Annotated in this window: 18 protein-coding genes and 2 pseudogenes; 15 read left to right on the top strand and 5 right to left on the bottom strand. The window is 53.6% G+C overall.

Annotated elements, in window-relative coordinates; translation table 11 throughout:
- Positions 1-40: 40 nt before the first annotated feature.
- Positions 41-2794 carry a two-component sensor histidine kinase BarA gene (barA, locus tag IYV58_RS21980; protein ID WP_004124345.1) on the bottom strand — a complete coding sequence of 918 codons (2754 nt, stop codon included), beginning with the start codon at positions 2792-2794 and terminating at the stop codon, positions 41-43.
- Between the two features lie 123 nt (positions 2795-2917).
- Here barA and rlmD point away from each other — a divergent pair, with 123 nt between their 5' ends.
- The 5 genes from rlmD (at position 2918) to eno (ending at position 10691) form a co-directional block, all read left to right on the top strand.
- Positions 2918-4261, top strand: coding sequence for a 23S rRNA (uracil(1939)-C(5))-methyltransferase RlmD (gene rlmD, locus IYV58_RS21975; protein ID WP_004124340.1), 1344 nt, complete (start codon positions 2918-2920; stop codon positions 4259-4261).
- Between the two features lie 97 nt (positions 4262-4358).
- Entirely contained in the window at positions 4359-6596 is a 2238-nt protein-coding gene (gene relA / locus IYV58_RS21970) for a GTP diphosphokinase (RefSeq protein WP_004124338.1), read from the top strand.
- A gap of 59 nt (positions 6597-6655) precedes the next feature.
- Entirely contained in the window at positions 6656-7447 is a 792-nt protein-coding gene (gene mazG, locus IYV58_RS21965) for a nucleoside triphosphate pyrophosphohydrolase (protein WP_004124331.1), read from the top strand.
- A 227-nt stretch (positions 7448-7674) separates the two neighbouring features.
- Positions 7675-9312, top strand: coding sequence for a glutamine hydrolyzing CTP synthase (gene pyrG, locus IYV58_RS21960; RefSeq protein ID WP_004124328.1), 1638 nt, complete (start codon positions 7675-7677; stop codon positions 9310-9312).
- 80 nt (positions 9313-9392) lie between these two features.
- A complete protein-coding gene (gene eno, locus IYV58_RS21955) occupies positions 9393-10691 on the top strand; it encodes a phosphopyruvate hydratase (RefSeq protein ID WP_004124327.1) in 1299 nt (432 codons plus the stop codon).
- Positions 10692-10758: 67 nt separating this feature from the next.
- Here the strand turns inward: eno and IYV58_RS21950 are convergent, their stop codons facing one another.
- The gene (locus tag IYV58_RS21950; protein ID WP_139529037.1) at positions 10759-11868 is read right to left on the bottom strand and encodes an SDR family oxidoreductase; all 1110 of its coding nucleotides are present in this window, start codon (positions 11866-11868) and stop codon (positions 10759-10761) included.
- 457 nt (positions 11869-12325) lie between these two features.
- Between IYV58_RS21950 and queE the strand changes: the two genes are divergently transcribed.
- Positions 12326-12997 (top strand): 7-carboxy-7-deazaguanine synthase QueE, encoded by a 672-nt coding sequence (gene queE, locus IYV58_RS21945; RefSeq protein ID WP_004124321.1) that lies wholly within the window; start codon positions 12326-12328, stop codon positions 12995-12997.
- A 220-nt stretch (positions 12998-13217) separates the two neighbouring features.
- Complete coding sequence (locus IYV58_RS21940) at positions 13218-13973, top strand: SDR family oxidoreductase (RefSeq protein ID WP_032742195.1); 756 nt, start codon at positions 13218-13220, stop codon at positions 13971-13973.
- A 112-nt stretch (positions 13974-14085) separates the two neighbouring features.
- Here the strand turns inward: IYV58_RS21940 and IYV58_RS21935 are convergent.
- The 3 genes and pseudogenes from IYV58_RS21935 to queD form a co-directional block, all read right to left on the bottom strand.
- Positions 14086-14553: pseudogene (locus tag IYV58_RS21935) on the bottom strand (FGGY-family carbohydrate kinase); the annotation flags it as partial.
- A pseudogene (locus IYV58_RS21930) lies at positions 14550-14867 on the bottom strand (FAD-dependent oxidoreductase); the annotation flags it as partial. The pseudogenes IYV58_RS21935 and IYV58_RS21930, both read right to left, overlap by 4 nt.
- Positions 14868-14947: 80 nt before the next feature.
- Positions 14948-15310 carry a 6-carboxytetrahydropterin synthase QueD gene (gene queD / locus IYV58_RS21925; protein WP_004853637.1) on the bottom strand — a complete coding sequence of 121 codons (363 nt, stop codon included), beginning with the start codon at positions 15308-15310 and terminating at the stop codon, positions 14948-14950.
- Positions 15311-15769: 459 nt separating this feature from the next.
- Between queD and cysJ the strand changes: the two genes are divergently transcribed.
- From cysJ to IYV58_RS21885, 8 genes are all read left to right on the top strand, one after another.
- Complete coding sequence (gene cysJ / locus IYV58_RS21920; protein ID WP_004124310.1) at positions 15770-17569, top strand: NADPH-dependent assimilatory sulfite reductase flavoprotein subunit; 1800 nt, start codon at positions 15770-15772, stop codon at positions 17567-17569.
- Positions 17569-19281, top strand: a complete 1713-nt coding sequence (gene cysI, locus IYV58_RS21915) for an assimilatory sulfite reductase (NADPH) hemoprotein subunit (protein WP_004124307.1) — start codon at positions 17569-17571, stop codon at positions 19279-19281. Before cysJ ends, cysI begins: the two co-directional genes overlap by 1 nt.
- A 99-nt stretch (positions 19282-19380) precedes the next feature.
- A complete protein-coding gene (gene cysH / locus IYV58_RS21910) occupies positions 19381-20115 on the top strand; it encodes a phosphoadenosine phosphosulfate reductase (protein ID WP_014226592.1) in 735 nt (244 codons plus the stop codon).
- A 712-nt stretch (positions 20116-20827) separates the two neighbouring features.
- Entirely contained in the window at positions 20828-21562 is a 735-nt protein-coding gene (locus IYV58_RS28395; RefSeq protein ID WP_227676869.1) for a hypothetical protein, read from the top strand.
- A gap of 18 nt (positions 21563-21580) precedes the next feature.
- The gene (locus IYV58_RS21895; protein WP_142445190.1) at positions 21581-22729 is read left to right on the top strand and encodes a cysteine desulfurase family protein; all 1149 of its coding nucleotides are present in this window, start codon (positions 21581-21583) and stop codon (positions 22727-22729) included.
- Positions 22726-22926 (top strand): EamA family transporter, encoded by a 201-nt coding sequence (locus IYV58_RS28390; RefSeq protein WP_227676868.1) that lies wholly within the window; start codon positions 22726-22728, stop codon positions 22924-22926. The genes IYV58_RS21895 and IYV58_RS28390 overlap by 4 nt, the downstream gene beginning before the upstream one ends.
- Before the next feature lie 33 nt (positions 22927-22959).
- Positions 22960-23643: a DMT family transporter gene (locus tag IYV58_RS21890; protein ID WP_227676865.1), complete on the top strand. Its 684-nt coding sequence runs from the start codon at positions 22960-22962 to the stop codon at positions 23641-23643.
- Between the two features lie 333 nt (positions 23644-23976).
- Positions 23977-24498, top strand: coding sequence for a DUF3304 domain-containing protein (locus tag IYV58_RS21885; protein WP_112166465.1), 522 nt, complete (start codon positions 23977-23979; stop codon positions 24496-24498).
- Positions 24499-24535 lie beyond the last annotated feature (37 nt).

Raw genomic sequence — 24535 nt, 5'->3', positions numbered from 1 at the left:
GTTATCCCCCGGTCGCGAAGCGCGGACCGGGGCATGCGTTTTAAATTCCCAGTAGCTTACAGGCTTCCCGCGCGACGTTGTCCATTTCATCCAGCAGCTCCAGAAACTCTGGTTCCAGCTCCTCGGCGGCGGTGCCCGCGCGCAGCTGGCTCTCAATGGTGTGACACAGTTTCTTCAGACGCGGCACGCCGCTATAGCTACAGCTGCCGTGCAGCTTATGCACTAAATCCAGTACCCCTTCCGGCTGTTCTCCCACCAGCTGTTCTTCCACCTTGTTACGCACTTCAGGCATAAAGGCGAGCAGCATCTGCAGCATTTCCCGCGCCAGGTCCGGTTTCATCGCCGCCTGACGCAGCGCCAGCTGCCAGTCGAGAGTGACATTATGATTGACGGGCGGCTCTGCAGGCTCCGCGGCGACCTGCGGCGGCGCCGCCTTTCCCGGCTGATAGCGCAGCAGCAAGCTGTGGAGCTTATCTTCCTCAATGGGTTTCGCCAGATAGTCGTTCATTCCCGCTTTGAGTAATTTCTCACGCTGCCCCTCGAGGGCGTGGGCCGTCACGGCGATCACCGGCGTTTGCTGCTGGTGGGGGAGCTGGTGAATCAGTTCGCATGCGCGGATACCGTCCATTTCCGGCATTTGAATATCCATCAGAATCAGATCCTGCTGCGTTTCTCTGGCCTGTTCGACGGCGTGCTGGCCGCTGTCGCAGAGGATGACATGCTGGACTAAATCCTCCAACAGCGCGCCGATGAGTTTGAGATTTGCCGGATTGTCATCAACGGCCATGACCGTCATCGGTAGCTTCTTACTATCGGCACGCGGCGGTAGAGTCGTTGGCTGCGCCTGGCAGGAGGCCGTCAGCGCCGGCAGTAAGCGCGTTGAGGTCAGTGGCTTCAGCAAACAGGCGGCAATGCCGTCCTGGCGCAGCGTTTCGGCGCTGACCTGGGCGTGGCACGGCAGGGCCAGCACCAGGTGATCGGCAAGCTTGCAGGCCCTTGCCAGCTTATCGCGATGCTGGCTCAGGTCGCGTATTGATACGGGAATGCCCGCCAGCAGGATATCGTAGTGGGCATCCGGTAGGGCCGTCATCGTCGGACTATAGACCACCTCCAGCGGCGTTGTCGCCAGTAGCTCCATCGTGCTCTGCGCTGCCGCCGCATTGGCTTCGATATAGGCCAGTTTTTTACCCGCCAGGCACTGGGTCGGCACGCTATCGGGAACCGCGTTGGGGTTGAGGTCGAGGCTGATATGGAACCAGAACGTCGAGCCGCGATTAGGCTGGCTGTGGAAGGAGATATCGCCGCCCATCTCCTTCACCAGCCGCTGGGTGATGACCAGCCCGAGGCCGGTTCCGCCGTGGCGACGGGAAATGCTGGCGTCGGCCTGGCGGAACGCCTGGAACAGACGCGACTGATCGCGCTCCGGAATGCCGATACCGGTATCGTGGATCTGGACTTCGATTTGGACTCGCGAATTGCTGATGGCGCGCTGTTCCACCAGCACGTCAATATTGCCGTGTTCGGTGAACTTGATGGCGTTACCCATCAGGTTGGTAATAATTTGCTGCAGGCGCAGCGGGTCGCCAATGACGTTATCCGGGACATCATTTTTGATATTCAGCGTCAGCTCCAGTCCTTTGTCGTGCGCCGAGTGCGCCAGCAGCGTGACCACCTCGTCCAGCGAGGTGCGCAACAGGAACGGGATGCTCTCCAGAATGAGCTTACCGGCTTCAAGCTTAGAGAAGTCCAGAACATCGTTAATAATGGCCAGCAGATTGTTCGCGGAACGCTCAATGGTGGTCAGATGATCGCGCTGGGTGGTATTTAAATCGGTTTTCAGCGTCAGACGCGTAAAGCCAATGACGCCGTTGAGCGGAGTACGCAGCTCGTGGGACATATTGGCGAGGAATTCGGATTTGATGCGCGCTGCTTCCTGCGCGCGTTTTTTCGCCAGGTCCAGCTCGACATTCTGGATTTCCATCTGCTCAAGCGTTTCACGCAGGTCGGAAGTGGCCTGATCGACGTTATGCTGCATCTCTTCGTGGTAGGCCGCCAGCGACATCGCCATGGAGTTGATGCCGTTTTTGAGCATGTCCAGCTCGCCGAGCATAAAACCTTCAACGCGGCTATCAAGCTGGCCGCGGCGGATGCGGTCAACGGTATTCACCATATTGCGGATCGGCCCGGTCACGTCGCGCATAAGTCGCCAGCCGAAGATCAGCGCAATACCGATACAGAACAGCATCATCACGCTGGAGATAAAGATCTCTTTATACTGCTGCAGCCGCACCGATTTGAGATCCAGCTCCAGCGCCACGTAGCCGAGCATATTGCCCGGCATCTTGGCATCGCTTCCCGGTGATTCGTCTGGTGAATAGCTTTCCGAGACGATAGGGGTTCGCAAAATCATCAAATCGCCGTGGCGAAACACGCTTAAACGGCGGGGAAAGGGGATCCCTTTTGGTAGCTGCAGTTCGCCGGGATCGAGCTGAAAGTTAGAGGTGACAAACAGCCTGTTTTGCGAGTCGTAGATGGAAATGGCGCGCACAATATCGGAGTGGCGGCGATGCAGCACGCTGATAAGCTGCCCGATTGACTCGCGGTTTTGCAAATTCATGCCATATTCACTGGAGACCGCCAGCGGTTCGATAATACTGGCCCCGGCATCTTCTAACTGGCGCTGTAGGTCGTTATAGCGGTGTGCGACGAAGAAAATACTGAGCAGCAAACCGATCAGGACGGTAGGCGCCAGAATAAGAATCATCATGCGGGCACGAAGGCTGTAGTTGGTCATGCGGTTCCATTATGGGAGAATATACATATCATCTTTCAGGCGGCTGGTGCGTTGGTTACTCCGGCTGATCCTGACCGGACTCGTATACAGAGTCAGTATATTTAATTGAGACAAATCTCTACGATGGCGCAATTCTACTCTGCAAAACGGCGTGTGACGACGCGCCAGATCATAACCGTTACAGTAAATGACCTTGACCCCTTCGGCCAGGGCGTTGCGCGTCACCAGGGTAAAGCGCTGTTTGTGAGCGGCTTATTGCCGCAGGAGCAGGCTGAAGTTGTGGTGGTCGAAGATAAAAAACAGTACGCCCGCGCCCAGGTTAAACGCCGTCTTAGCGATAGCCCGCAGCGGCAGACGCCGCGCTGCCCGCATTTTGGCGTCTGCGGCGGGTGTCAGCAGCAGCATGCCAGCGTCGCGCTGCAGCAGCAGAGCAAACGCGCCGCGCTCGCAAGGCTAATGAAGCGCGACGTTGATGACATTATAGCCGCTGCGCCGTGGGGCTATCGTCGCCGGGCGCGTCTGAGCTTGAATTATCAGCCAAAGTCCCAACAATTACAGATGGGCTTCCGCAAGGCGGGCGCCAGCGAAATCGTCGATGTGGTGCAGTGCCCCGTTTTGGTGCCCGATCTTGGTGCGCTGCTGCCTGCGGTGCGTGAATGTCTTAACGAATTGCAATCGGTGCGCCAGCTTGGGCACGTGGAGCTGGTGCAGGCGGATAACGGCCCGCTGATGGTGTTGCGCCATACCGCGGCCCTTCCGGCGGCGGATAAAGTAAAGCTGGAACGTTTTTCGCAATCTCACGGTCTTTCCCTGTATCTCGCCCCGCAAAGCGAGATACTGGAACATATTCGCGGGGAGGCCCCCTGGTACACCTCGGACGGTCTACGCTTAGTGTTCAGTCCGCGCGATTTTATCCAGGTGAACGATGGCGTAAACCAGCTGATGGTGCGCACGGCGCTGGAATGGCTGGATATCCAGCCTCAGGATCGCGTTCTGGACCTCTTTTGCGGCATGGGCAACTTTACCCTGCCGCTGGCGAAGCGTGCGGCGCAGGTGGTTGGCGTGGAAGGGGTTCCCGCGCTGGTCGTGAAGGCGAGAGAGAACGCGGCGTTGAACGCGTTACATAATGTGACTTTCTTTCATGAAAACCTGGAAGAGGACGTGACCCGCCAGGCGTGGGCGAAGCACGGTTTTGATAAAGTCCTGCTCGATCCGGCACGCGCCGGCGCGGCGGGCGTGATGTTACATATTATAAAATTAGCGCCGCGTCGGGTGGTGTATGTTTCATGTAACCCGGCGACGCTAGCGCGCGATAGCGACGTTTTATTGCAGGCGGGATATACCATTCAACGCCTGGCGATGCTGGATATGTTCCCGCATACCGGACATCTGGAATCAATGGTGTTGTTTGAGCACAACAATTCTTCAAATCGCATTGAAGCGGCATCCTCAGAAGCAGGTGACTGAGATAAAAAACGAAAGCCAACGTTGACGCGGTTTGAAGGATGAAGTGTAAAAGTTGAGGCTTGCCGACTTCGGCAGGCGGTCCCTTAAGGAGAGGACAATGGTTGCGGTAAGAAGTGCACATTTAAATAAAGCTGGTGAATTTGACCCGAAGAAATGGATCGCGAGTCTGGGAATTTCCAGCCAGCAGTCGTGTGAACGCTTAGCCGAAACCTGGGATTATTGTCGAGAGAAAACGCAGGGGCATCCGCAGGCCGACCTCCTGCTGTGGCGCGGCGTGGAGATGGTGGAAATTCTCTCCATGCTCAGCATGGATATCGATACGCTGCGGGCGGCGATGCTGTTCCCTTTGGCAGATGGCAACGTCGTCAGCGAAGAAATTATGCAGGAGAGCGTCGGGAAATCCGTCGTGACCCTGATCCACGGCGTGCGGGACATGGCCGCGATACGCCAGCTTAAAGCCACCCATACCGATTCGGTCTCCTCTGAACAGGTGGATAACATCCGCCGCATGCTGTTGGCGATGGTCGATGATTTCCGCTGCGTGGTGATTAAGATCGCCGAGCGTATTGCCCATCTGCGCGAGGTGAAAGATGCGCCGGAAGATGAGCGCGTGCTGGCGGCGAAAGAGTGTACCAACATCTACGCGCCGCTGGCCAACCGCCTGGGGATCGGCCAGCTCAAGTGGGAGCTTGAGGATTACTGCTTCCGCTATCTGCACCCGGCGGAATATAAGCGGATTGCTAAACTGCTGCACGAGCGGCGCATCGATCGTGAGCATTACATTGACGAATTCGTAGGGCACTTACGCACGGAGATGAAAACCGAGGGCGTCAAAGCCGAGGTCTACGGGCGTCCCAAGCATATCTACAGCATCTGGCGCAAAATGCAGAAAAAACATCTCGCCTTCGACGAGCTGTTTGACGTGCGGGCGGTGCGTATCGTCGCCGAGCGCCTGCAGGATTGCTACGCCGCGCTGGGGATAGTGCATACTCACTACCGCCACCTGCCGGACGAGTTTGATGATTACGTCGCCAATCCCAAGCCTAATGGCTATCAGTCAATTCATACTGTCGTGCTGGGTCCCGGCGGTAAAACGATTGAAATTCAGATCCGTACCCGCCAGATGCATGAAGATGCCGAGCTGGGCGTGGCCGCGCACTGGAAGTATAAAGAGGGTGCCAGCGCAGCGGCCAGCGGCGGGCGCGGCTATGAAGATCGTATTGCGTGGCTGCGTAAACTGATTGCCTGGCAGGAAGAGATGGCAGATTCCGGCGAGATGCTGGATGAGGTGCGTAGCCAGGTCTTTGACGACCGGGTTTACGTCTTTACGCCGAAGGGCGACGTGGTGGACTTACCTTCCGGTTCGACGCCGCTCGATTTTGCCTACCATATTCACAGCGATGTCGGCCACCGCTGCATCGGGGCGAAAATCAGCGGGCGAATTGTGCCGTTTACCTATCAGCTGCAGATGGGCGACCAGATTGAAATTATCACCCAGAAGCAGCCCAACCCAAGCCGCGACTGGCTGAACCCGAACCTCGGCTACGTTACCACCAGCCGCGGGCGTTCCAAAATACACGCCTGGTTCCGCAAGCAGGATCGCGACAAGAATATTCTTGCCGGGCGGCAGATCCTCGATGACGAGCTTGAACACTTGGGCATTAGCCTGAAGGAGGCGGAAAAGCATCTGCTGCCGCGCTACAACTTCAACGAGCAGGACGAACTGCTGGCAGCGATTGGCGGCGGCGATATTCGCCTCAACCAGATGGTTAACTTCCTGCAGGCGCAGTTTAATAAGCCCAGCGCGGCGGAGCAGGATGCGGCGGCGTTAAAGCAGCTGCAGCAGAAAACCCATGCTCCGCAGAATCGCAGCAAAGACAATGGTCGCGTGGTGGTGGAAGGGGTCGGCAACCTGATGCACCATATTGCGCGCTGCTGCCAGCCGATTCCCGGCGACGAGATCGTGGGCTTTATCACCCAAGGCCGAGGGATCTCGGTGCACCGCGCGGATTGCGATCAGCTCGCCGAACTGCAGTCTCACGCTCCCGAGCGTATCGTTGACGCGGTGTGGGGAGAGAGCTACTCGGCGGGCTACTCGCTGGTGGTGCGCGTGCAGGCCAACGATCGCAGCGGCCTGCTGCGCGATATCACCACCATTCTCGCCAATGAGAAAGTTAACGTGCTCGGCGTGGCCAGCCGCAGCGATACCAAACAGCAACTGGCGACGATCGATATGACCATTGAGATCTACAACCTGCAGGTGCTGGGCCGCGTGCTGGGTAAACTGAATCAGGTACCGGATGTCATCGACGCCCGTCGCCTTCACGGCGGTTAACTTCACTTTCTTTATGTCGGCCGGGGTCGCCCCGGCCTGATTCTTTAATGGAAACGACAATGAGCCAAATCGACCGCCTGCTCGGCATTATGCAGCGTCTGCGCGATCCGGAAAACGGCTGCCCGTGGGACAAAGAGCAGACTTTTGCCACCATCGCCCCGTATACCCTCGAAGAAACCTATGAAGTGCTCGACGCGATTGCCCGCGAAGATTTTGACGATCTGCGCGGTGAATTAGGCGACCTGCTGTTCCAGGTCGTCTTCTACGCTCAGATGGCGCAGGAAGAGGGGCGCTTTGATTTTAACGATATCTGCGCCGCGATCGGCGACAAGCTGGAGCGCCGCCATCCGCATATTTTCGGCGATGCGTCCGCCGGGAACAGCAGCGAAGTGCTGGCCCGATGGGAGCAGATCAAAAGCGCAGAGCGAGCGGAAAAGTCCCAGCACTCGGCGCTGGACGATATTCCGCATAGTCTGCCGGCGCTGATGCGCGCGCATAAAATCCAGAAACGCTGCTCGGCGGTAGGCTTTGACTGGACTTCTCTGGGGCCGGTGCTGGACAAAGTGCACGAAGAAATAGACGAAGTCATGCACGAAGCGCAGCAGGCGGTGGTGGATGAAGCTAAACTGGAGGAGGAAGTGGGCGACCTGCTGTTTGCGACGGTCAATTTATCCCGCCATTTAGGGGTAAAAGCCGAAGTTGCCCTGCAAAAAGCCAACCTGAAGTTTGAGCGTCGGTTCCGCGAAGTAGAGCGGATTGTCGCCGCGCGCGGCCTGGAAATGACCGGCGTTGACCTCGATACTATGGAGGAGGTATGGCAGGAAGTAAAACGCCAGGAAACTGATCTCTAAAGAGTTTTCGTGATCAAGCGCTATTTGTGTGATTTTTTAAATAACAAGCGCTTGATTTACGTCAAAAACATTTCGCCAAAAGCGGCTATTTTCTCACTCCCTGCGTTTGTGTGGGCCTGATGAAAAGGAGGGATAATGAAAGTTTGTGGCGTCAGTCATGATCGGGTATACTGCTTTCCCGTCCTGGTTATTCCATCGTCTTTTAAACCTAACTTCTCAGGTTCAGCATGACAACGAACTATATTTTTGTGACCGGCGGGGTCGTATCCTCTCTGGGTAAAGGCATTGCCGCAGCTTCCCTCGCAGCCATTCTCGAAGCCCGCGGGCTTAACGTGACCATGATGAAACTGGATCCGTACATCAACGTCGATCCGGGCACCATGAGCCCAATCCAACACGGGGAAGTGTTCGTTACTGAAGACGGCGCTGAAACCGATCTGGACCTGGGTCACTACGAGCGTTTCATTCGTACCAAGATGACCCGTCGCAACAACTTCACCACGGGCCGTATTTACTCTGACGTCCTGCGCAAAGAGCGTCGTGGCGACTATCTGGGCGCCACCGTTCAGGTTATTCCGCACATCACCAACGCGATCAAAGAGCGCGTGCTGGCGGGCGGCGAAGGCCATGATGTTGTGCTGGTAGAAATCGGCGGCACCGTTGGCGATATTGAGTCGCTGCCGTTCCTTGAAGCGATTCGCCAGCTGGCGGTAGATATCGGTCGTGAAAACGCGCTGTTTATGCACCTGACCCTGGTGCCGTACATGGCCGCCGCGGGTGAAGTCAAAACCAAGCCGACCCAGCACTCCGTTAAAGAACTGCTTTCCATCGGTATTCAGCCTGACATCCTGGTCTGTCGCTCCGATCGCGCCATTCCGGCGAACGAACGTGCCAAAATTGCATTGTTCTGCAATGTGCCAGAAAAAGCCGTTATTTCGATGAAAGATGTCGATTCCATTTATAAAATTCCGGGCCTGTTGAAATCGCAGGGGCTGGACGATTATATTTGTAAACGATTCAGCTTAAACTGTCCGGAAGCAAACCTGGCCGAATGGGAACAGGTTATCTATGAAGAAGCGAACCCGGCAGGTGAAGTCACCATTGGTATGGTCGGTAAGTATATTGAACTGCCGGACGCCTACAAATCGGTGATTGAAGCGCTGAAACACGGCGGTCTGAAAAATCGCGTTACCGTCAACATCAAGCTGATTGATTCGCAGGATGTGGAAACGCGCGGTGTCGAAATTCTGAAGAATTTAGACGCTATCCTGATCCCTGGTGGCTTCGGCTATCGCGGCGTTGAAGGTAAGATTGCCACCGCGCGCTATGCGCGTGAAAACAACATTCCTTATCTGGGCATTTGCCTGGGTATGCAGGTTGCGCTGATTGAGTTCGCGCGCAACGTAGCGGGGATGGAAAACGCCAACTCAACGGAATTTGTGCCAGACTGTAAGTACCCGGTTGTGGCCCTGATTACCGAATGGCGTGATGAAGACGGTAATGTCGAAGTGCGCTCTGATAAGAGCGACCTCGGCGGCACGATGCGCCTTGGCGCGCAGCAGTGCCAGCTGGGTGAGGATAGCCTGGTGCGCCAGCTGTACGGTGAGCCAACCATTACCGAACGCCATCGTCACCGCTACGAAGTCAACAATATGCTGTTGAAGCCGATTGAAAATGCGGGCCTGCGTATTGCGGGCCGTTCCGGGGATGATCAGTTGGTCGAGATCATCGAGGTGCCTAACCATCCGTGGTTTGTCGCCTGTCAGTTCCATCCGGAGTTTACTTCGACGCCGCGCGATGGCCATCCGCTGTTTGCAGGCTTTGTGAAAGCCGCTAGCGAGTACCAGAAGCGTCAGGCGAAGTAAAAGAGTTAGAACGGCAATGCACCCATCCGGGTGCATTGTTTGTCTGGAGTTTTAGTTTAACTTGTACTGAGGAAAACCTAATGTCCAAAATCGTTAAAGTCATCGGTCGTGAAATCATCGACTCCCGTGGTAACCCGACTGTTGAAGCCGAAGTACACCTGGAAGGTGGTTTCGTCGGTATGGCAGCTGCTCCGTCAGGTGCTTCTACTGGCTCCCGCGAAGCGCTGGAACTGCGCGATGGCGACAAATCCCGTTTCATGGGTAAAGGCGTACTGAAAGCCGTTGGCGCTGTTAACGGCCCGATCGCTCAGGCAATCCTTGGCAAAGACGCCAAAGATCAGGCTGGCATCGACAAAATCATGATCGACCTGGACGGTACTGAAAACAAATCTAACTTCGGTGCGAACGCTATCCTGGCCGTATCTCTGGCTAACGCCAAAGCTGCCGCTGCTTCTAAAGGTCAGCCGCTCTATGAGCACATCGCTGAGCTGAACGGCACCCCGGGCAAATACTCCATGCCGGTTCCGATGATGAACATCATCAACGGCGGCGAGCACGCTGACAACAACGTCGACATCCAGGAATTTATGATTCAGCCGGTTGGCGCTAAATCCCTGAAAGAAGCCGTACGTATGGGTTCTGAAGTGTTCCACAACCTGGCTAAAGTTCTGAAAGCTAAAGGTATGAACACCGCTGTTGGCGACGAAGGCGGCTACGCGCCGAACCTGGGTTCCAACGCTGAAGCGCTGGCTGTTATCGCTGAAGCGGTTAAAGCTGCTGGCTACGAGCTGGGCAAAGACATCACTCTGGCGATGGACTGCGCGGCTTCTGAATTCTACAAAGACGGTAAATACGTTCTGGCCGGCGAAGGCAACAAAGCGTTCACCTCTGAAGAATTCACCCACTTCCTGGAAGAGCTGACCAAACAGTACCCGATCGTCTCCATCGAAGATGGCCTGGACGAATCTGACTGGGACGGTTTCGCATACCAGACTAAAGTACTGGGCGACAAAATCCAGCTGGTTGGTGACGATCTGTTCGTAACCAACACCAAGATCCTGAAAGAAGGTATCGAGAAAGGCATCGTTAACTCCATCCTGATCAAATTCAACCAGATCGGTTCTCTGACCGAAACTCTGGCTGCGATCAAAATGGCGAAAGACGCTGGCTACACTGCTGTTATCTCTCACCGTTCAGGCGAAACTGAAGACGCTACCATCGCTGACCTGGCTGTTGGTACCGCTGCAGGCCAGATCAAAACCGGTTCTATGAGCCGTTCTGACCGCGTTGCTAAATACAACCAGCTGATTCGTATCGAAGAAGCGCTGGGCGAAAAAGCACCGTACAACGGTCGTAAAGAGATCAAAGGTCAGGCATAAGCCTGTCTTTCTCTGATATGAAAAAGCCAGCCTTCGGGCTGGCTTTTTTTTGGCCCGAAACCGGTGACTACTTAAAATCTACCGCCATTTGCTGCGGAATAGAAAGCCCGCGCGTGGTCTGTACGCAACGGTCAATGTAATCGGTAAAGCGCGGCGGTTTCGGCATGCCCATGCTGAGCAGCTTGTCGTTGCTGAATCGTACGTTAAGCGTGGCGAAGGCGCCGTAAAGGCGCATGGCTTTTAGCATCAGCCGTTCGTTGCAGGGGCCAAAAATAGTCTTCAGCTCACGGCGCATTTTGACCAGCGTTTCATAGCTGACCTGGGCGTATTTATCGCCGACCGGCGCCTGCTCTAGGGCGGAGGCCATAGCGTTATCGATATCCGCAAACCTTACGCTGTTTTCCTCTCCCGCTGAAATATGCACTACCTCTCCGCGCGCCAGCGGGCTGATAAGCAGCATCAGCAGCGCATCGGCGCAGTAATCGACGGGAATCACATCGATGCGATCTTCCATTGAACACATAAATTTTTGCAGCATCAGCCCCATGCTGAACACCCAGAAGATGCTGCTGGAGGGCTGACAGCCGTGATGAGTGTGGCCAACAACAATCGAGGGGCGGGCAATCGCCAGCGGTAGCGTTGGGCACTCCTGCCGCATGAGACGTTCAATTGTTGATTTAGAGTGTGTGTACTCGACCAGATGCTCGGCGCGTTCACGAAACGCCGTGCTTTCCGCTACCAGCGAATCGGGATCTGGCGAGCAGGACATCGCGGTGCCCACGTGCAGAAAGCGCTGAAGGCTGCTGACCTGAGCCATCCGCCGGGCAAACTGCAGCGTACCTTCGACGTTGACTTTCCAGATAAGCGGATTGTTACCAAATGAGGCGACGGCGGCGCAGTTGAGCACGTGAGTAACCTGATTCAAGCGCGGGTCGTCGAGAAAGGGCTGCGGATTGGCCAGATCCCCCAGCAGAATGTTGCCGGGCGTCAGGGCCGTTAATCTCTCTTCGCTAATATTGAATTTTCGCAGGTTTTCCTTAACCCGTTCTACGGCGGCTACACTATTATCAGCACGAACTAACAGTAATAGATTAGGCACATTCATTTTATTAAGAATGCTTTCTAACACTGCTCCACCCAGAAATCCGGTCGCGCCAGTAATTAATAATGTATTCATGAATGCAGTCTCAGTAGTATTGGTTGACTGGATTCTAGGCGCGGAAAATTAAACGGATATTAAATGGAGAATGAACATAACGTGCGGTTTATTAAGGTTATTTTAAGGAAGGATATCGCCGCGGATCGAATTTGACCCCGAGATAATCCTATAAATTCATTATTTCATGTATCCATTTGTACATCGTTGAAATTTATTATTTTTAAGTTGGTTTTTTTATTTTTAGCATTCAGGGTTATACATATTTTGTTACACCAAAAATTTTATCCATACCGTTTAATAGTAGCCTGATGATTATCAAGCTAATAAAAAAACGTCGCTGAATAATATCATCTGTCTGCGGCCGGGGAGTATCATCCTGGCGTATTTTTAATCGATCACTCAGCGCAGCGCGGGACAAGATCTGCGCGGGCAAATCTGCGATAATGCGCGTTCACAACCCTAAGCAGAGATGATTATGCAGTACCCGATTAACGAGATGTTCCAGACCTTGCAAGGCGAAGGTTACTTCACCGGCGTTCCCGCCATTTTTATTCGTTTACAGGGATGCCCGGTTGGTTGCGCCTGGTGCGATACCAAACATACCTGGGATAAGCTTGCCGATCGGGAAGTGTCGCTGTTCAGCATTCTGGCGAAAACCAAAGAGAGCGATAAATGGGGCCCGGCGAGCAGCGAAGATCTGCTGGCTATCATCGGGCGTCAGGGCTGGACGGCCCGCCACGTGGTGATTACCGGCGGTGAACCCTGCATTCATGATTTAACGCCGTTAACCTCTTTACTGGAGCAAAACGGATTTAGCTGCCAGATTGAAACCAGCGGCACCCATGAAGTTCGCTGTACGCCTCATACCTGGGTGACGGTGTCGCCAAAGGTGAACATGCGCGGCGGTTATGACGTGCTCTCGCAGGCGCTACAGCGGGCTGATGAAATTAAACATCCGGTTGGACGCGTGCGCGATATCGAAGCGCTGGATGAATTGCTGGCAACGCTGGCCGATGAAAAGCCGCGTATTATCGCGCTTCAGCCGATTAGCCAGAAAGATGACGCGACACGCCTGTGCATCGAAACTTGCATTGCCCGCAACTGGCGCTTATCGATGCAGACGCACAAGTATCTGAATATTGCCTGATCCCTGATTTCTTGCCGGGCAACTGAACACTGCCCGGCAAGAAACAAATTCATAGATGAATTCATCAAATGGCATTGTTTCAACCCTGTGCTTAAGATCCCTCCTCCCTGCGGCAATGATATCATCGGCTCTTAAATCAGCCGCCAGAGCGTGCTGTCCCTATGGTGACTTAAGGATCGAGTTAAACATGCTGCCATTTGTTCCATCCAGTGCTTTTTCCATGGAATTCTTCTCCCTCAAAGGGAAAACTGCCATTGTTACCGGCGGCAATAGCGGTCTGGGGCAGGCTCTCGCTTTTGCCCTGGCGACGGCGGGAGCCAATCTGTTTATCCCAGGCCGACGTGTCGATAACGCTCAAACCCGAGCGCTTATTGAGCAACAGGGGGCAGCGGTGGAATTCATGCCAGCGGATATTACCGATCACGGCATGCCGCAGCGTATTATCACCGAGTGTTGCCAGCATTTCGGTACGGTCGATATCCTGGTGAATAATGCCGGAATTTGTCGCTTAAATAAGGTACTGCGCTTTGGGCGTGCAGACTGGGACCCGATGATTGAGACTAACCTGACGGCAGCTTTCGAACTGAGCCATGAGGCAGCTAAAGTTATGGTCCCGCGTGGTAGTGGTAAAATTATTAATATTTGCTCGGTGTTCTCTTATTTAGGCGGTAGCTGGTCACCGGCCTATGCCGCAACCAAACATGCGCTGGTGGGTTTAACGAAAGCCTATTGTGAAGAACTGGGCCCGTATAATATTCAGGTTAACGGCATTGCCCCCGGCTATTATGAAACCGAAATGACAGCGGTCGTTCGCAACATGCCTAAGGAAAACCGACGGGTTCTGGCGCATATTCCAGCCGGTCGTTGGGGAGAGGCGGAGGATCTCATGGGGGCGGCAGTCTTTCTGGCGAGCCGGGCATCGGATTACGTTAATGGTCATATCCTGGCGGTGGATGGGGGGTATCTGGTGCGTTGAGTTAACATAAAAACTCAGGATATAGCGACATATCGGCAATAGTAGCGCGTTTGTTGACGCCAACGAAAAATGTTGCCGGGTGAGCTTTCACCCGGCGCAAGTAGGCATAGCGTTATGCGTTCGACCAACTTTGAATCGCGTCAACGTTCTCCAGATTTCCGTGCATCACTTGATATGACTTTTTCAAAATGACGTCGGTATACTGCGTCAACTCTCTGAATATGCCTTTATTGAGAGCCTCATAGCGACTGGCGTTTTGTTCAACTGGCATAAACACATCTTTTACCCGGACCATTTTTTCAATTGCTGTTTCGTAAGATGGGTACAAGCCTGACCCAACAGCCGTGTTGATTGTAGCCCCGAGACTTGCACAGCCGTTGATGGCATTGCGTCGGGCCGGAAGGTTGAACACGTCAGCAAAGATTTGCATAAAAAGGTCACTGTTAGAGCCGCCGCCGGTGATGATGATATGTTTAGCGAAATGATTCATTTCATTGCACATATTGTCGTAGTTATTTTTCAGTGTCAGCGCAATGCTCTCCAGAATAGAGCGGTAGATCCATGCATAGTCCATACTGGAGTGAACCGCGCACGCAGTAAACTCCATGAATCACCGTTAGGCTGTAGACTGGAGCAGGTTGTTGCGCTGCTGTCAGCCAACAGCACCAGGCTCTCATGGGTAATTCGGCGCTCAAGGGGGGCGGATTGCTCAAAATCAGGGAGGAGTTCGGCAAGGGCGTGACAATGAAGAGGGCCACCGGAGAGTTTTTTACTGCCGGGAAGTTCGCCACGTTCAAGCTGCAGGACCAAAAGCCCTGCTCGTGCGCAGCGTGAAGCACAAGCGGTGCCAGCTATCCCTGCACCGATGATAATAATATCAAAATCGTCAGCCATTTTGCGCCCCAGATATCCAGAGCGCTTAAGCTAACATGATGTTATTTAAGGAATATCGACCGCCGACACAAACGCTTTAATCACTCGCCGCGATAGACGCAGCCTGCGGTGCAGGTCTCTTTGATCATCACCGCGCTCAGCAGCGGAACCCGCGGTTTCATCTGCTCCCAGATCCATTTGGCCAGCACTTCGCTGGTCGGATTGGACAGTCCTGGAATATCGTTCAGATAGTAATGGTCGAGGCGATCGTAGATGGGTTTAAACGCGGCCTTCAGCTCGGCAAAATCCATGATCCACCCGGTATGGGGATCGACTTCACCGGTAATCTCCAGGCGCACCATAAATGAATGGCCGTGCAGACGACCGCATTTATGGCCTTCCGGCACGTGCGGCAGGTGGTGAGCGGCTTCGAAGGTGAAATCTTTAAACAGCGTGGTGGACATCTTTTATTCTCAATATGGCAAAAAAACCGCCGTAGGGTACCGGAAAGCACATTTTTTCGCATTAACTAAAACGGCCCTGAACACAAAATAGACGCATTCATCCAGCATATGCAAATTAAGTTCTTATATTTCATGTGCTTATTTAATCGATTTTGTTGTTAATAACTATAACTAAAACAGGTTAGTTCATTTGGTTATTTGTTATTTCCATCCCTTATTTAGTTGTTACTATTTGCACCGTTAACCTACCAACTCGTCATACTTCGAGCCGCATGTGCGTTAGCAATACTCGGCCCATCCTTGGGCCTCGCCCAGCCCGGTCCCTTACTCAGGTAAGCTCCCGGGGGGCGCTGTGTCGCTGCCTGCAACTCGAATTATTTAGAGTAAATACATTTTCTTCTGTTTTATCGCGCTGACAGGGCGTGAATCACAGCTTTGCTTACTGGAACATAACGACGCATGACGACACAGGCCCCACCTTCAAATTTGCTACCGCTGAGTCCGGAGCAAATGGCGCGCCTTCAGGCGGCCACGACCGACTTCACGCCCACCCAGCTGGCCTGGGTTTCCGGTTACTTCTGGGGCGCGCTGAATCAGCAGCCCGGCGCGGCGGCTGTCGCGCCAGCCCAGGCGGCGGAAGTTCCGTCCATCACCCTGATTTCGGCATCGCAAACCGGCAACGCCCGCCGCGTGGCTGAAGCGCTGCGTGACGATCTGCAGGCCGCGCAGCTGAACGTGAAGCTGGTTAACGCAGGCGACTATAAATTCAAACAAATTGCCTCCGAAAAGCTGCTGGTCGTGGTGACGTCAACGCAGGGTGAAGGTGAGCCGCCGGAAGAAGCCGTTGCGCTGCATAAGTTCCTGTTTTCGAAGAAAGCGCCGAAGCTGACCGATACCGCATTTGCCGTGTTTGGCCTCGGCGATACCTCCTATGAATTCTTCTGCCAGTCCGGCAAAGATTTTGATAACAAGCTGGCCGAACTGGGCGGCGAACGCCTGCTCGACCGGGTTGACGCTGATGTCGAGTATCAGGCCGCCGCCGCCGAATGGCGCACTCGGGTGGTTGAGGTGCTGAAAGCGCGCGCCCCTGCCGCCGCGCCGTCTCAGCTGCTCACCAGCGGGTCGGTGAATGAGATCCACACCAGCCCCTATACCAAAGAAGCGCCGCTGACCGCGACGCTGGCGGTGAATCAAAAAATTACCGGCCGCGATTCTGAAAAAGATGTGCGCCATATTGAAATCGACCTCGGCGACTCTGGCCTGCGCTATCAGCCGGGCGATGCGCTGGGCGTCTGGTACCAGAACGATCCGGCTCTGGTGAAAGAGCTGGTGGAACTGCTGTGGCTGACGGGCGCGGAGCCGGTCACGGTTGACGGCAAAACGCTGCCGCTCGCCGAAGCGCTGGAGTGGCACTTCGAGCTGACGGTCAACACCGGTAACATCGTGGAAAATTATGCCACCTTAACCCGCAGCGAATCACTGCTGCCGCTGGTGGGCGATAAGGCGCAGCTCCAGCATTACGCCGCGACCACGCCGATTGTCGATATGGTGCGCTTCTCCCCGGCGCAGCTGGATGCCCAGGCGCTGGTCGACCTGCTGCGCCCGCTGACGCCGCGCCTGTACTCTATCGCCTCTTCGCAGGCGGAAGTGGAAAGCGAAGTCCATGTCACCGTTGGCGTGGTGCGATATGACATTGAAGGCCGCGCTCGGGCCGGCGGCGCTTCCAGCTTCCTGGCTGACCGCGTCGAAGAAGATGGCGAAGTGCGCATCTTTATCGAGCATAACGATAACTTCCGTCTGCCCGCTAACCCGCAGACGCCAGTGATCATGATTGGCCCCGGCACCGGCATCGCGCCGTTCCGCGCCTTTATGCAGCAGCGCGCGGCGGAAGGCGCGGAAGGTAAGAATTGGCTGTTCTTCGGCAACCCGCATTTTACCGAAGATTTCCTTTATCAGGTGGAGTGGCAGAGCTACGTCAAAGAAGGTGTGCTGAGCCGCATCGACCTGGCCTGGTCCCGCGATCAACAACAAAAAGTCTACGTTCAGGACAAGCTGCGCGAGCAGGGGGCCGAACTGTGGCGCTGGATTAACGACGGCGCCCATATTTATGTCTGCGGCGATGCGAATCGTATGGCAAAAGACGTTGAGCAGACGCTACTGGAAGTGATTGCCGAATACGGCGCGATGGACGCCGAAGCGGCGGACGAATTTTTAAGTGAGCTGCGCGTTGAGCGCCGTTATCAGCGAGATGTCTACTAATGAGCGAAAAACATCCAGGCCCGCTGGTGGTCGAAGGTAAACTGACTGACGCCGAGCGCATGAAGCTCGAAAGCAACTACCTGCGCGGCACCATCGCGGAAGATTTGAACGACGGCCTGACCGGCGGTTTTAAAGGCGATAACTTTCTGCTGATCCGTTTTCACGGTATGTATCAGCAGGATGACCGCGATATCCGTGCCGAGCGCGCGGCGCAGAAGCTGGAGCCGCGTCACGCGATGCTGCTTCGCTGCCGCCTGCCGGGCGGGGTGATCACCACTAAACAGTGGCAGGCGATCGATAAATTCGCCGGCGATAACACCATTTACGGCAGCATCCGTCTGACCAACCGTCAGACCTTCCAGTTCCACGGCATTCTGAAGAAGAACGTCAAGCCGGTGCATCAGATGCTGCATTCGGTGGGGCTGGACGCGCTGGCGACCGCCAACGATATGAACCGTAACGTGCTCTGTACTTCTAACCCGTACGAGTCTCAGCTGCATGCTGAAGCCTACGAGTGGGCGAAGAAGATCTCCGAGCACCTGCTGCCGCGCACGCGCGCTTATGCCGAAATCTGGCTGGATCAGAAGAAAGTCGCCACCACCGATGAAGAACCGATCCTCGGCCAGACCTATCTGCCGCGTAAGTTCAAAACCACCGTGGTGATCCCGCCGCAGAACGATATCGATCTGCACGCGAACGATATGAACTTCGTGGCCATTGCTGAAAATGGCAAACTGGTAGGCTTTAACCTGCTGGTCGGCGGCGGTTTATCGATTGAACACGGCAATAAGAAAACCTACGCCCGTACGGCGAGCGAGTTTGGCTATCTGCCGCTGGAGCACACCCTGGCGGTGGCGGAAGCGGTGGTCACGACCCAGCGCGACTGGGGTAACCGCACCGATCGTAAAAACGCGAAAACCAAATACACCCTCGAACGCGTGGGCGTTGAGACCTTTAAGGCGGAAGTGGAGCGTCGGGCGGGCATCAAGTTTGAGCCGATCCGTCCGTACGAGTTCACCGGCCGCGGCGATCGTATCGGCTGGGTGAAAGGTATCGACAATAACTGGCACCTGACGCTGTTTATTGAAAATGGTCGTATTCTTGATTATCCGGGTCGTCCGCTGAAAACCGGCCTGCTGAAGATTGCGAAGATCCACAAAGGCGAGTTCCGCATTACGGCGAACCAGAACCTGATCGTTGCCAGCGTACCGGAAGATCAGAAGGCGAAGATCGAGAAGCTGGCGCGCGATCATGGTCTGATGAACGCCGTTACGCCGCAGCGCGAAAACTCGATGGCCTGCGTTTCGTTCCCGACCTGTCCGCTGGCGATGGCGGAGGCCGAGCGTTTCCTGCCGTCGTTTACCGATAAAGTCGAGGCGGTGATGAGCAAACATGGCGTTGGCGACGAGCATATCGTTACCCGCGTCACCGGCTGCCCGAACGGCTGCGGCCGTGCGATGCTGGCGGAAGTGGGGCTGGTCGGTAAGGCGCCGGGCCGCTACAACCTGCACCTGGGCGGTAACCGCAGCGGGACGCGTATTCCGCGTATGTATCGGGAAAATATTACCGAGTCGGAAATCCTCGACTCGATCGACGAACTGGTAGGGCGCTGGGCGAAAGAGCGCGAAGCGGGTGAAGGCTTCGGCGATTTTACGGTGCGTGCGGGCATCATTCGCCCGGTGCTCGACCCAGCCCGTGATTTCTGGGAATAAACATCCAGCTGCCCGGTGGCGTTTCGCTTACCGGGCCTGTGGGTTTTGTAGGCCGGGCAAACGCAGTCCCGCCCGGCGAAACAGACAAACGAGGTTCTTATGTCCGTACTCGATCTAAACGCGCTGAACGCATTACCGAAGGTCGATCGTGTTTTGCAGTTGGCGGAAACCAATAGCCAGCTGGAAAAGCTCAGCGCGGAAGCACGCGTCGCGTGGGCGCTGGAAAACCTGCCGGGCGAATACGTGCTCTCTTCAAGCTTTGGTATTCAGGCGGCAGTGAGCCTGCATCTGGTCAATCAGGTGCGCCCGGATATTCCGGTCATTTTGACCGATACCGGCTATCTGTTCCCTGAAACCTACCAGTTTATCGACGAATTAACGGACAAACTCAATCTGAACCTGAAGATCTATCGGGCGAAGGAGAGCGCTGCATGGCAGGAGGCGCGCTACGGTAAGCTGTGGGAGCAGGGCGTTGAGGGCATTGAAAAATATAATGACATCAACAAGGTCGAGCCGATGAACCGAGCGCTGGAAGAGCTGAATGCGCAAACCTGGTTTGCGGGCCTGCGCCGCGAGCAGTCCGGCAGCCGCGCCCACTTACCGGTGCTGGCGATCCAGCGCGGCGTGTTTAAGGTGCTGCCGATCATCGACTGGGATAATCGTACCGTCTATCAGTATCTGCAAAAGCACGGCCTGAAGTATCACCCGCTGTGGGATCAGGGCTATTTGTCGGTGGGGGATACCCACACCACCCGTAAATGGGAGCCGGGGATGGCGGAGGAAGAAACGCGCTTCTTTGGCCTGAAAAGAGAGTGCGGGTTGCACGAAGGCTAATGTAGCCCTGTGGGATTTCCACAACATCCGGCTAAAACAGCAGAACCCTTTTTTGACCTGGTAAGCCATATTGGCGACGGTTTTACAGTGAAAAGGGTATCTGCTATCTGATTCTTCCGGCTTCAGCACACTGTTGTCATGATGAAGCCTGGCGCTATGGTCATTCACCAGAATATAACCGCTGACTTGTCGCCGGGCCTCGTCCTTGTCTGCGTGGAAGGCTGAAAGATGGGCTGCCGGGATTTGCCTCGATTTTCAGTCTCCCGGCGTCATAGATTTTTCTGCAACTACAAATCTGCTTTGACAAAATCTCCATCGATCATGAATTATTATTCCTGGTCTTTTAAACTATACCCATTAGAAATATAAGTGATTTATGTTTCATTACGATATTATCTCATAATTATCCGTTGTGATTGAGGTTCTCATTTGTACCTGGCTTGACACAGGCCACAAATTGTATTTATATTTTGAGTCAGGGCGAATGCAGAAAGAATATATTTCGGATTTTCTCTCATCATTCGAATACCCCAATATTTTCTGAACGCCTCGACTTCCCCGTTTTACTGGCTGTTGCTGGGGAGTTTTTTCTTAAATAAAGCGCAAGGCAGCGTCATGTCATTAGAAAAGGAAATAGTACCTAAAGGTGATTATCATTCTTCCCTGGAAGTTATAGTCGAAAATTGTTACGCCGCAAGTACCGGTAAGCTCGTTGTCTATCTCGAAGGTGGTCATTTCAATCGGCAATTTGGCGCAGACGAGTTTGCGCTTAACACGTTATCTGATGCCGTTGCTTTCGGAAAAAAACTTATCAGTAAATATCAAACTCGTTTACGGTATTCTGGTAGACGATCTCGGGATTGCCTGTTCTGAAGATAGCTGTACTCTCCCTCAACTCGAAAAGATATCAGAACCGCAAGCGGCTGGAGAACTTCCTGAGGAAATTGAATTTTTTATCCAAAAAAATACTCTCATCAAACGCGATAAATTAATGGTTTTTTCCGAGCGAACCAGTAAAAATCGGTCCATCGAAAGTATAAAAAAGAAACTCAAGGACAATACGGAAGGATTATTGATTACTGAAAATGGATCTCATACTGAAATAAAGTTATCAGTCCCTGATGTCATTCCTTTTGTCTTAGCAAGAAAAAATGGTGACGTTTTTACTGCTAAATGTCCAGCTATCATTTTCCAACACTATAAAGATATACTTTTCAAACTGAAACAGCGATTTACAGAATCCCGTGACTTTGTGATCATCGACTGGTCTGATTTTTCAGATCACAATAAGGTGGTACAAGGCCGCACCGCATTAACTGTTATGCAAAAACCGCAAAATCATAATCTCACCATCGCTAATATATTTTTTGGCGATGATGAAGGCCACATCGCTAAAATGGAATACAGTGCCGTATCGTCTATAAAAGCAGACCCTATGGTTGTCTAACAGGAAGTGGATATAAACATGATTTATCTGGATAATAACGCAACAACCAACATGGCTCCTGAAGTCCGCGCTACTGTTATACACTGCTTTGACGAATACTTCGCCAATGCATCTTCTGTCAGTCATTATGAAGGGATCAGAGCGCAAAATTATTTAGAAGAGTGCAGGGCCATTGTGGCACAAATGATTGGGGCTAATGCGGAATTTATCACTTTCAATTCTGGTGCTTCTGAAGCAAATAACACGGTTATTCGAGCGGTGTCTGATTACTTCTTACACACCGGCAAGGTTCATATCATTACCAGTTCGATCGAGCACGAATGCCTGCTAAAAGTTTGTGAGTATGTCAGGCGACACGGTGTCGACATTACTTTTCTGCCTGTCGATCGTCTGGGACGCGTCTCCATTGAGGCTCTAAAAGAGGCTATCCGTCCAGAAACTCGACTAATTTCTGTCATGGCAGCGAATAATGAAACTGGTGTTCTACAGCCTCTGGATCAAATTGGAATTATAGCGCGCCAGCACGGTATATTATTCCATAGCGACGCCGCCCAGTTCGTGGGGAAACTCCCCTTCTCGGTGACACAGTCCAGCCCTGATTTTGTCAGTTTTTCAGCTCATAAATTCTATGGCCCCAAAGGCGTCGGCGCACTCTACAGCTCACGGCCTGACATCCTTCGGCACTCGCCACTCATTCATGGAGGAGGTCAGGAGTCAGGCATCCGTAGCGGCACAGTGAATCTTCCTGCTATTGCTGGAATGGCAAAGGCTGCTGAGCTGTTTATCTCCTCATATCCGCAGCGCATTGCGTTTCAAAAAGAGATGAAGAGTTATTTTATCGATCTCCTCGAATCAATAATGCCGGACGTTGTGATAAATGGCTGTAGGACGCAAAGCCTGCCTAATACCGTGAACTTCTCTTTGCCTTGCATTAAGTCCAGTATGCTTCTGAAAAAACTCAAAATGAAAGTTGCGCTCAGTAGTGCCTCAGCCTGTCATTCAACGGAACAAAAACCCAGCCATGTTTTAAGCGCTATGGGGCTGGATGATGCCTTGATTCAAGGGGCAATTCGCATGAGCTTTAGCCATATGACGGAGCGTGAAGAACTTAAAACAGCAGTGGAGTTGCTTGCCGGTACAGCACAGCGCCTGGGGGGGATTAAATGAAGCCCAGAGTGCCAAAACGCTGGGTTGCCGAGCTATTGCTGGCCGTTGTCGCGGCGGGTTGGGGGATTGGTTTTCCGGTTATGAAAATGGTGGTCAATACCTATCCGGTAATGATGGTGTTAGGGCTACGCTTTCTGCTTTCGGCCTTCTTTTTGCTGCCGTTCAGCTTGAGAGGATTGGGAACATTATCGCGATAAACATTTCTGTCTGGTCTACTACTGGGTCTGCTATTGGGAACTTCATTTGTGTTCCTTATTTATGGTCTTCAGTTAACAACGGCCTCAAATACCGGTTTTCTTGCGGGGCTCAGCGTCATTTGGGTGTTATTGCTCACGGGACCATTGATGGGGAAACGCCCCTCTTTTGACGCGATATTAGCGACATTGTTTGGTCTTGCGGGTTTATATCTGATGGCCGATATCCAGGGATGGCAGCTCCATCTGGGAGATGGGTTGGTCGTTATTGGATCGTTGTTCACCGCCATACATATTATTGCGCTCGATCGTTTCTGCGCGCGTCATAATAATATGACACTAACGTTTTTACAGATCTCTACGATGGCCGTAATCTTTCTGGGACTACAGCACATCAGCGGAGGTGAGATTCTCCCTCGTAACTGGAGTAGCAAGCTTGTCATCGCGTTAGGGATAACGGCAGTCTTTTCTACTGTCATTGCTTTTTGGGTTCAGGCGCATTTCCAGCGGTATTCAACGCCAACGCGAGCCGTTCTGATTTACAATCTGGAGCCGGTGTTTTCCGCACTATTCGCACTCTGGTTATTGCATGAAACGTTTTCCGCCAATGTTATTTTCGGGGGAGGATTGATTCTGATAGGGATGTGCCTTCCGGGTATTCTGAAGATATTTTCGAAGCGCTCTAACGTAAATCCAACGGATCGGTTACGCGGATTGTAGCGGTGTGTTCAGGCGGTGCTTGCGCCGTCCAGGCAACAGGACGGTGCCCAGTCAACGGTACAGGAAAACCCCTTTTCCCCGCAGGTTGGCCAGCAAGCTGAATGACTTCTGGCAGTGGAGACGGCGAAGGACATCTTACCCTGTCATCAAATTAAGGTTACCGCCACCTGCCACGGCGTGACGCATCCTGTCTACCCGATTAAAGACCCCGGCCATCAGCAGGAGCCTGCCCGGTGCCCGCCAGAAAACCATAATTAAGTTATGGTAACTTGTGCGTTTTATACCCGCAGTAGATACTGCGCGTTTAGTGTGACATGAAAGGGAGTTCGTAATATGCAAGGAGTATTTAAAGCAGCTCCGCTGTTATGTTTTTTACTTTTGGGCTGTGGCCCGATTGAAAAAGAAGAATCACGCGGCAACGGGAAGACCAGCTACGTAGCGGCCGATCTACAGGGCTATAACCATGTGGCAGACACGAATATCAACTGGTTCTCCGTCAACGGCTACCGGGGACACGCCGGGGGATTTACCTGCTGCATATCGCTGCCGGAAAAATGGCGGCCCGATATGCAGGTGGCAGTGGAGTGGGAGGTGGATCCTGACCCGTTTCCGAAGGATATGCCCCGCTTGGGAACAAAAGAGTTTCGCGATTATGCGAAAGCTCACGAAGCAAATTATCGCCATTATAAAGCGGTGGCCACCATTCCTGAATATGAAGAGTCCTGCGGACTGCAGGTTCATTTTTTACCCTGTCAGCAGGTTAAAGTTACCGCGACCTGCCACGGCGTGACGCATCCTGACCACCCGATTAAAGAGCCTTTCGATCTGCCGGAGTCTGCCCAATGCCCTCAATAATAGAATCCCTTCGGGAACGTTTTGGGAATAACCAGTT

It is taken from the genome of Klebsiella sp. BDA134-6 (assembly GCF_015601345.1).
GTDB lineage: Bacteria > Pseudomonadota > Gammaproteobacteria > Enterobacterales > Enterobacteriaceae > Klebsiella > Klebsiella grimontii.
This window is presented reverse-complemented; position numbering and strand designations above follow the sequence as displayed.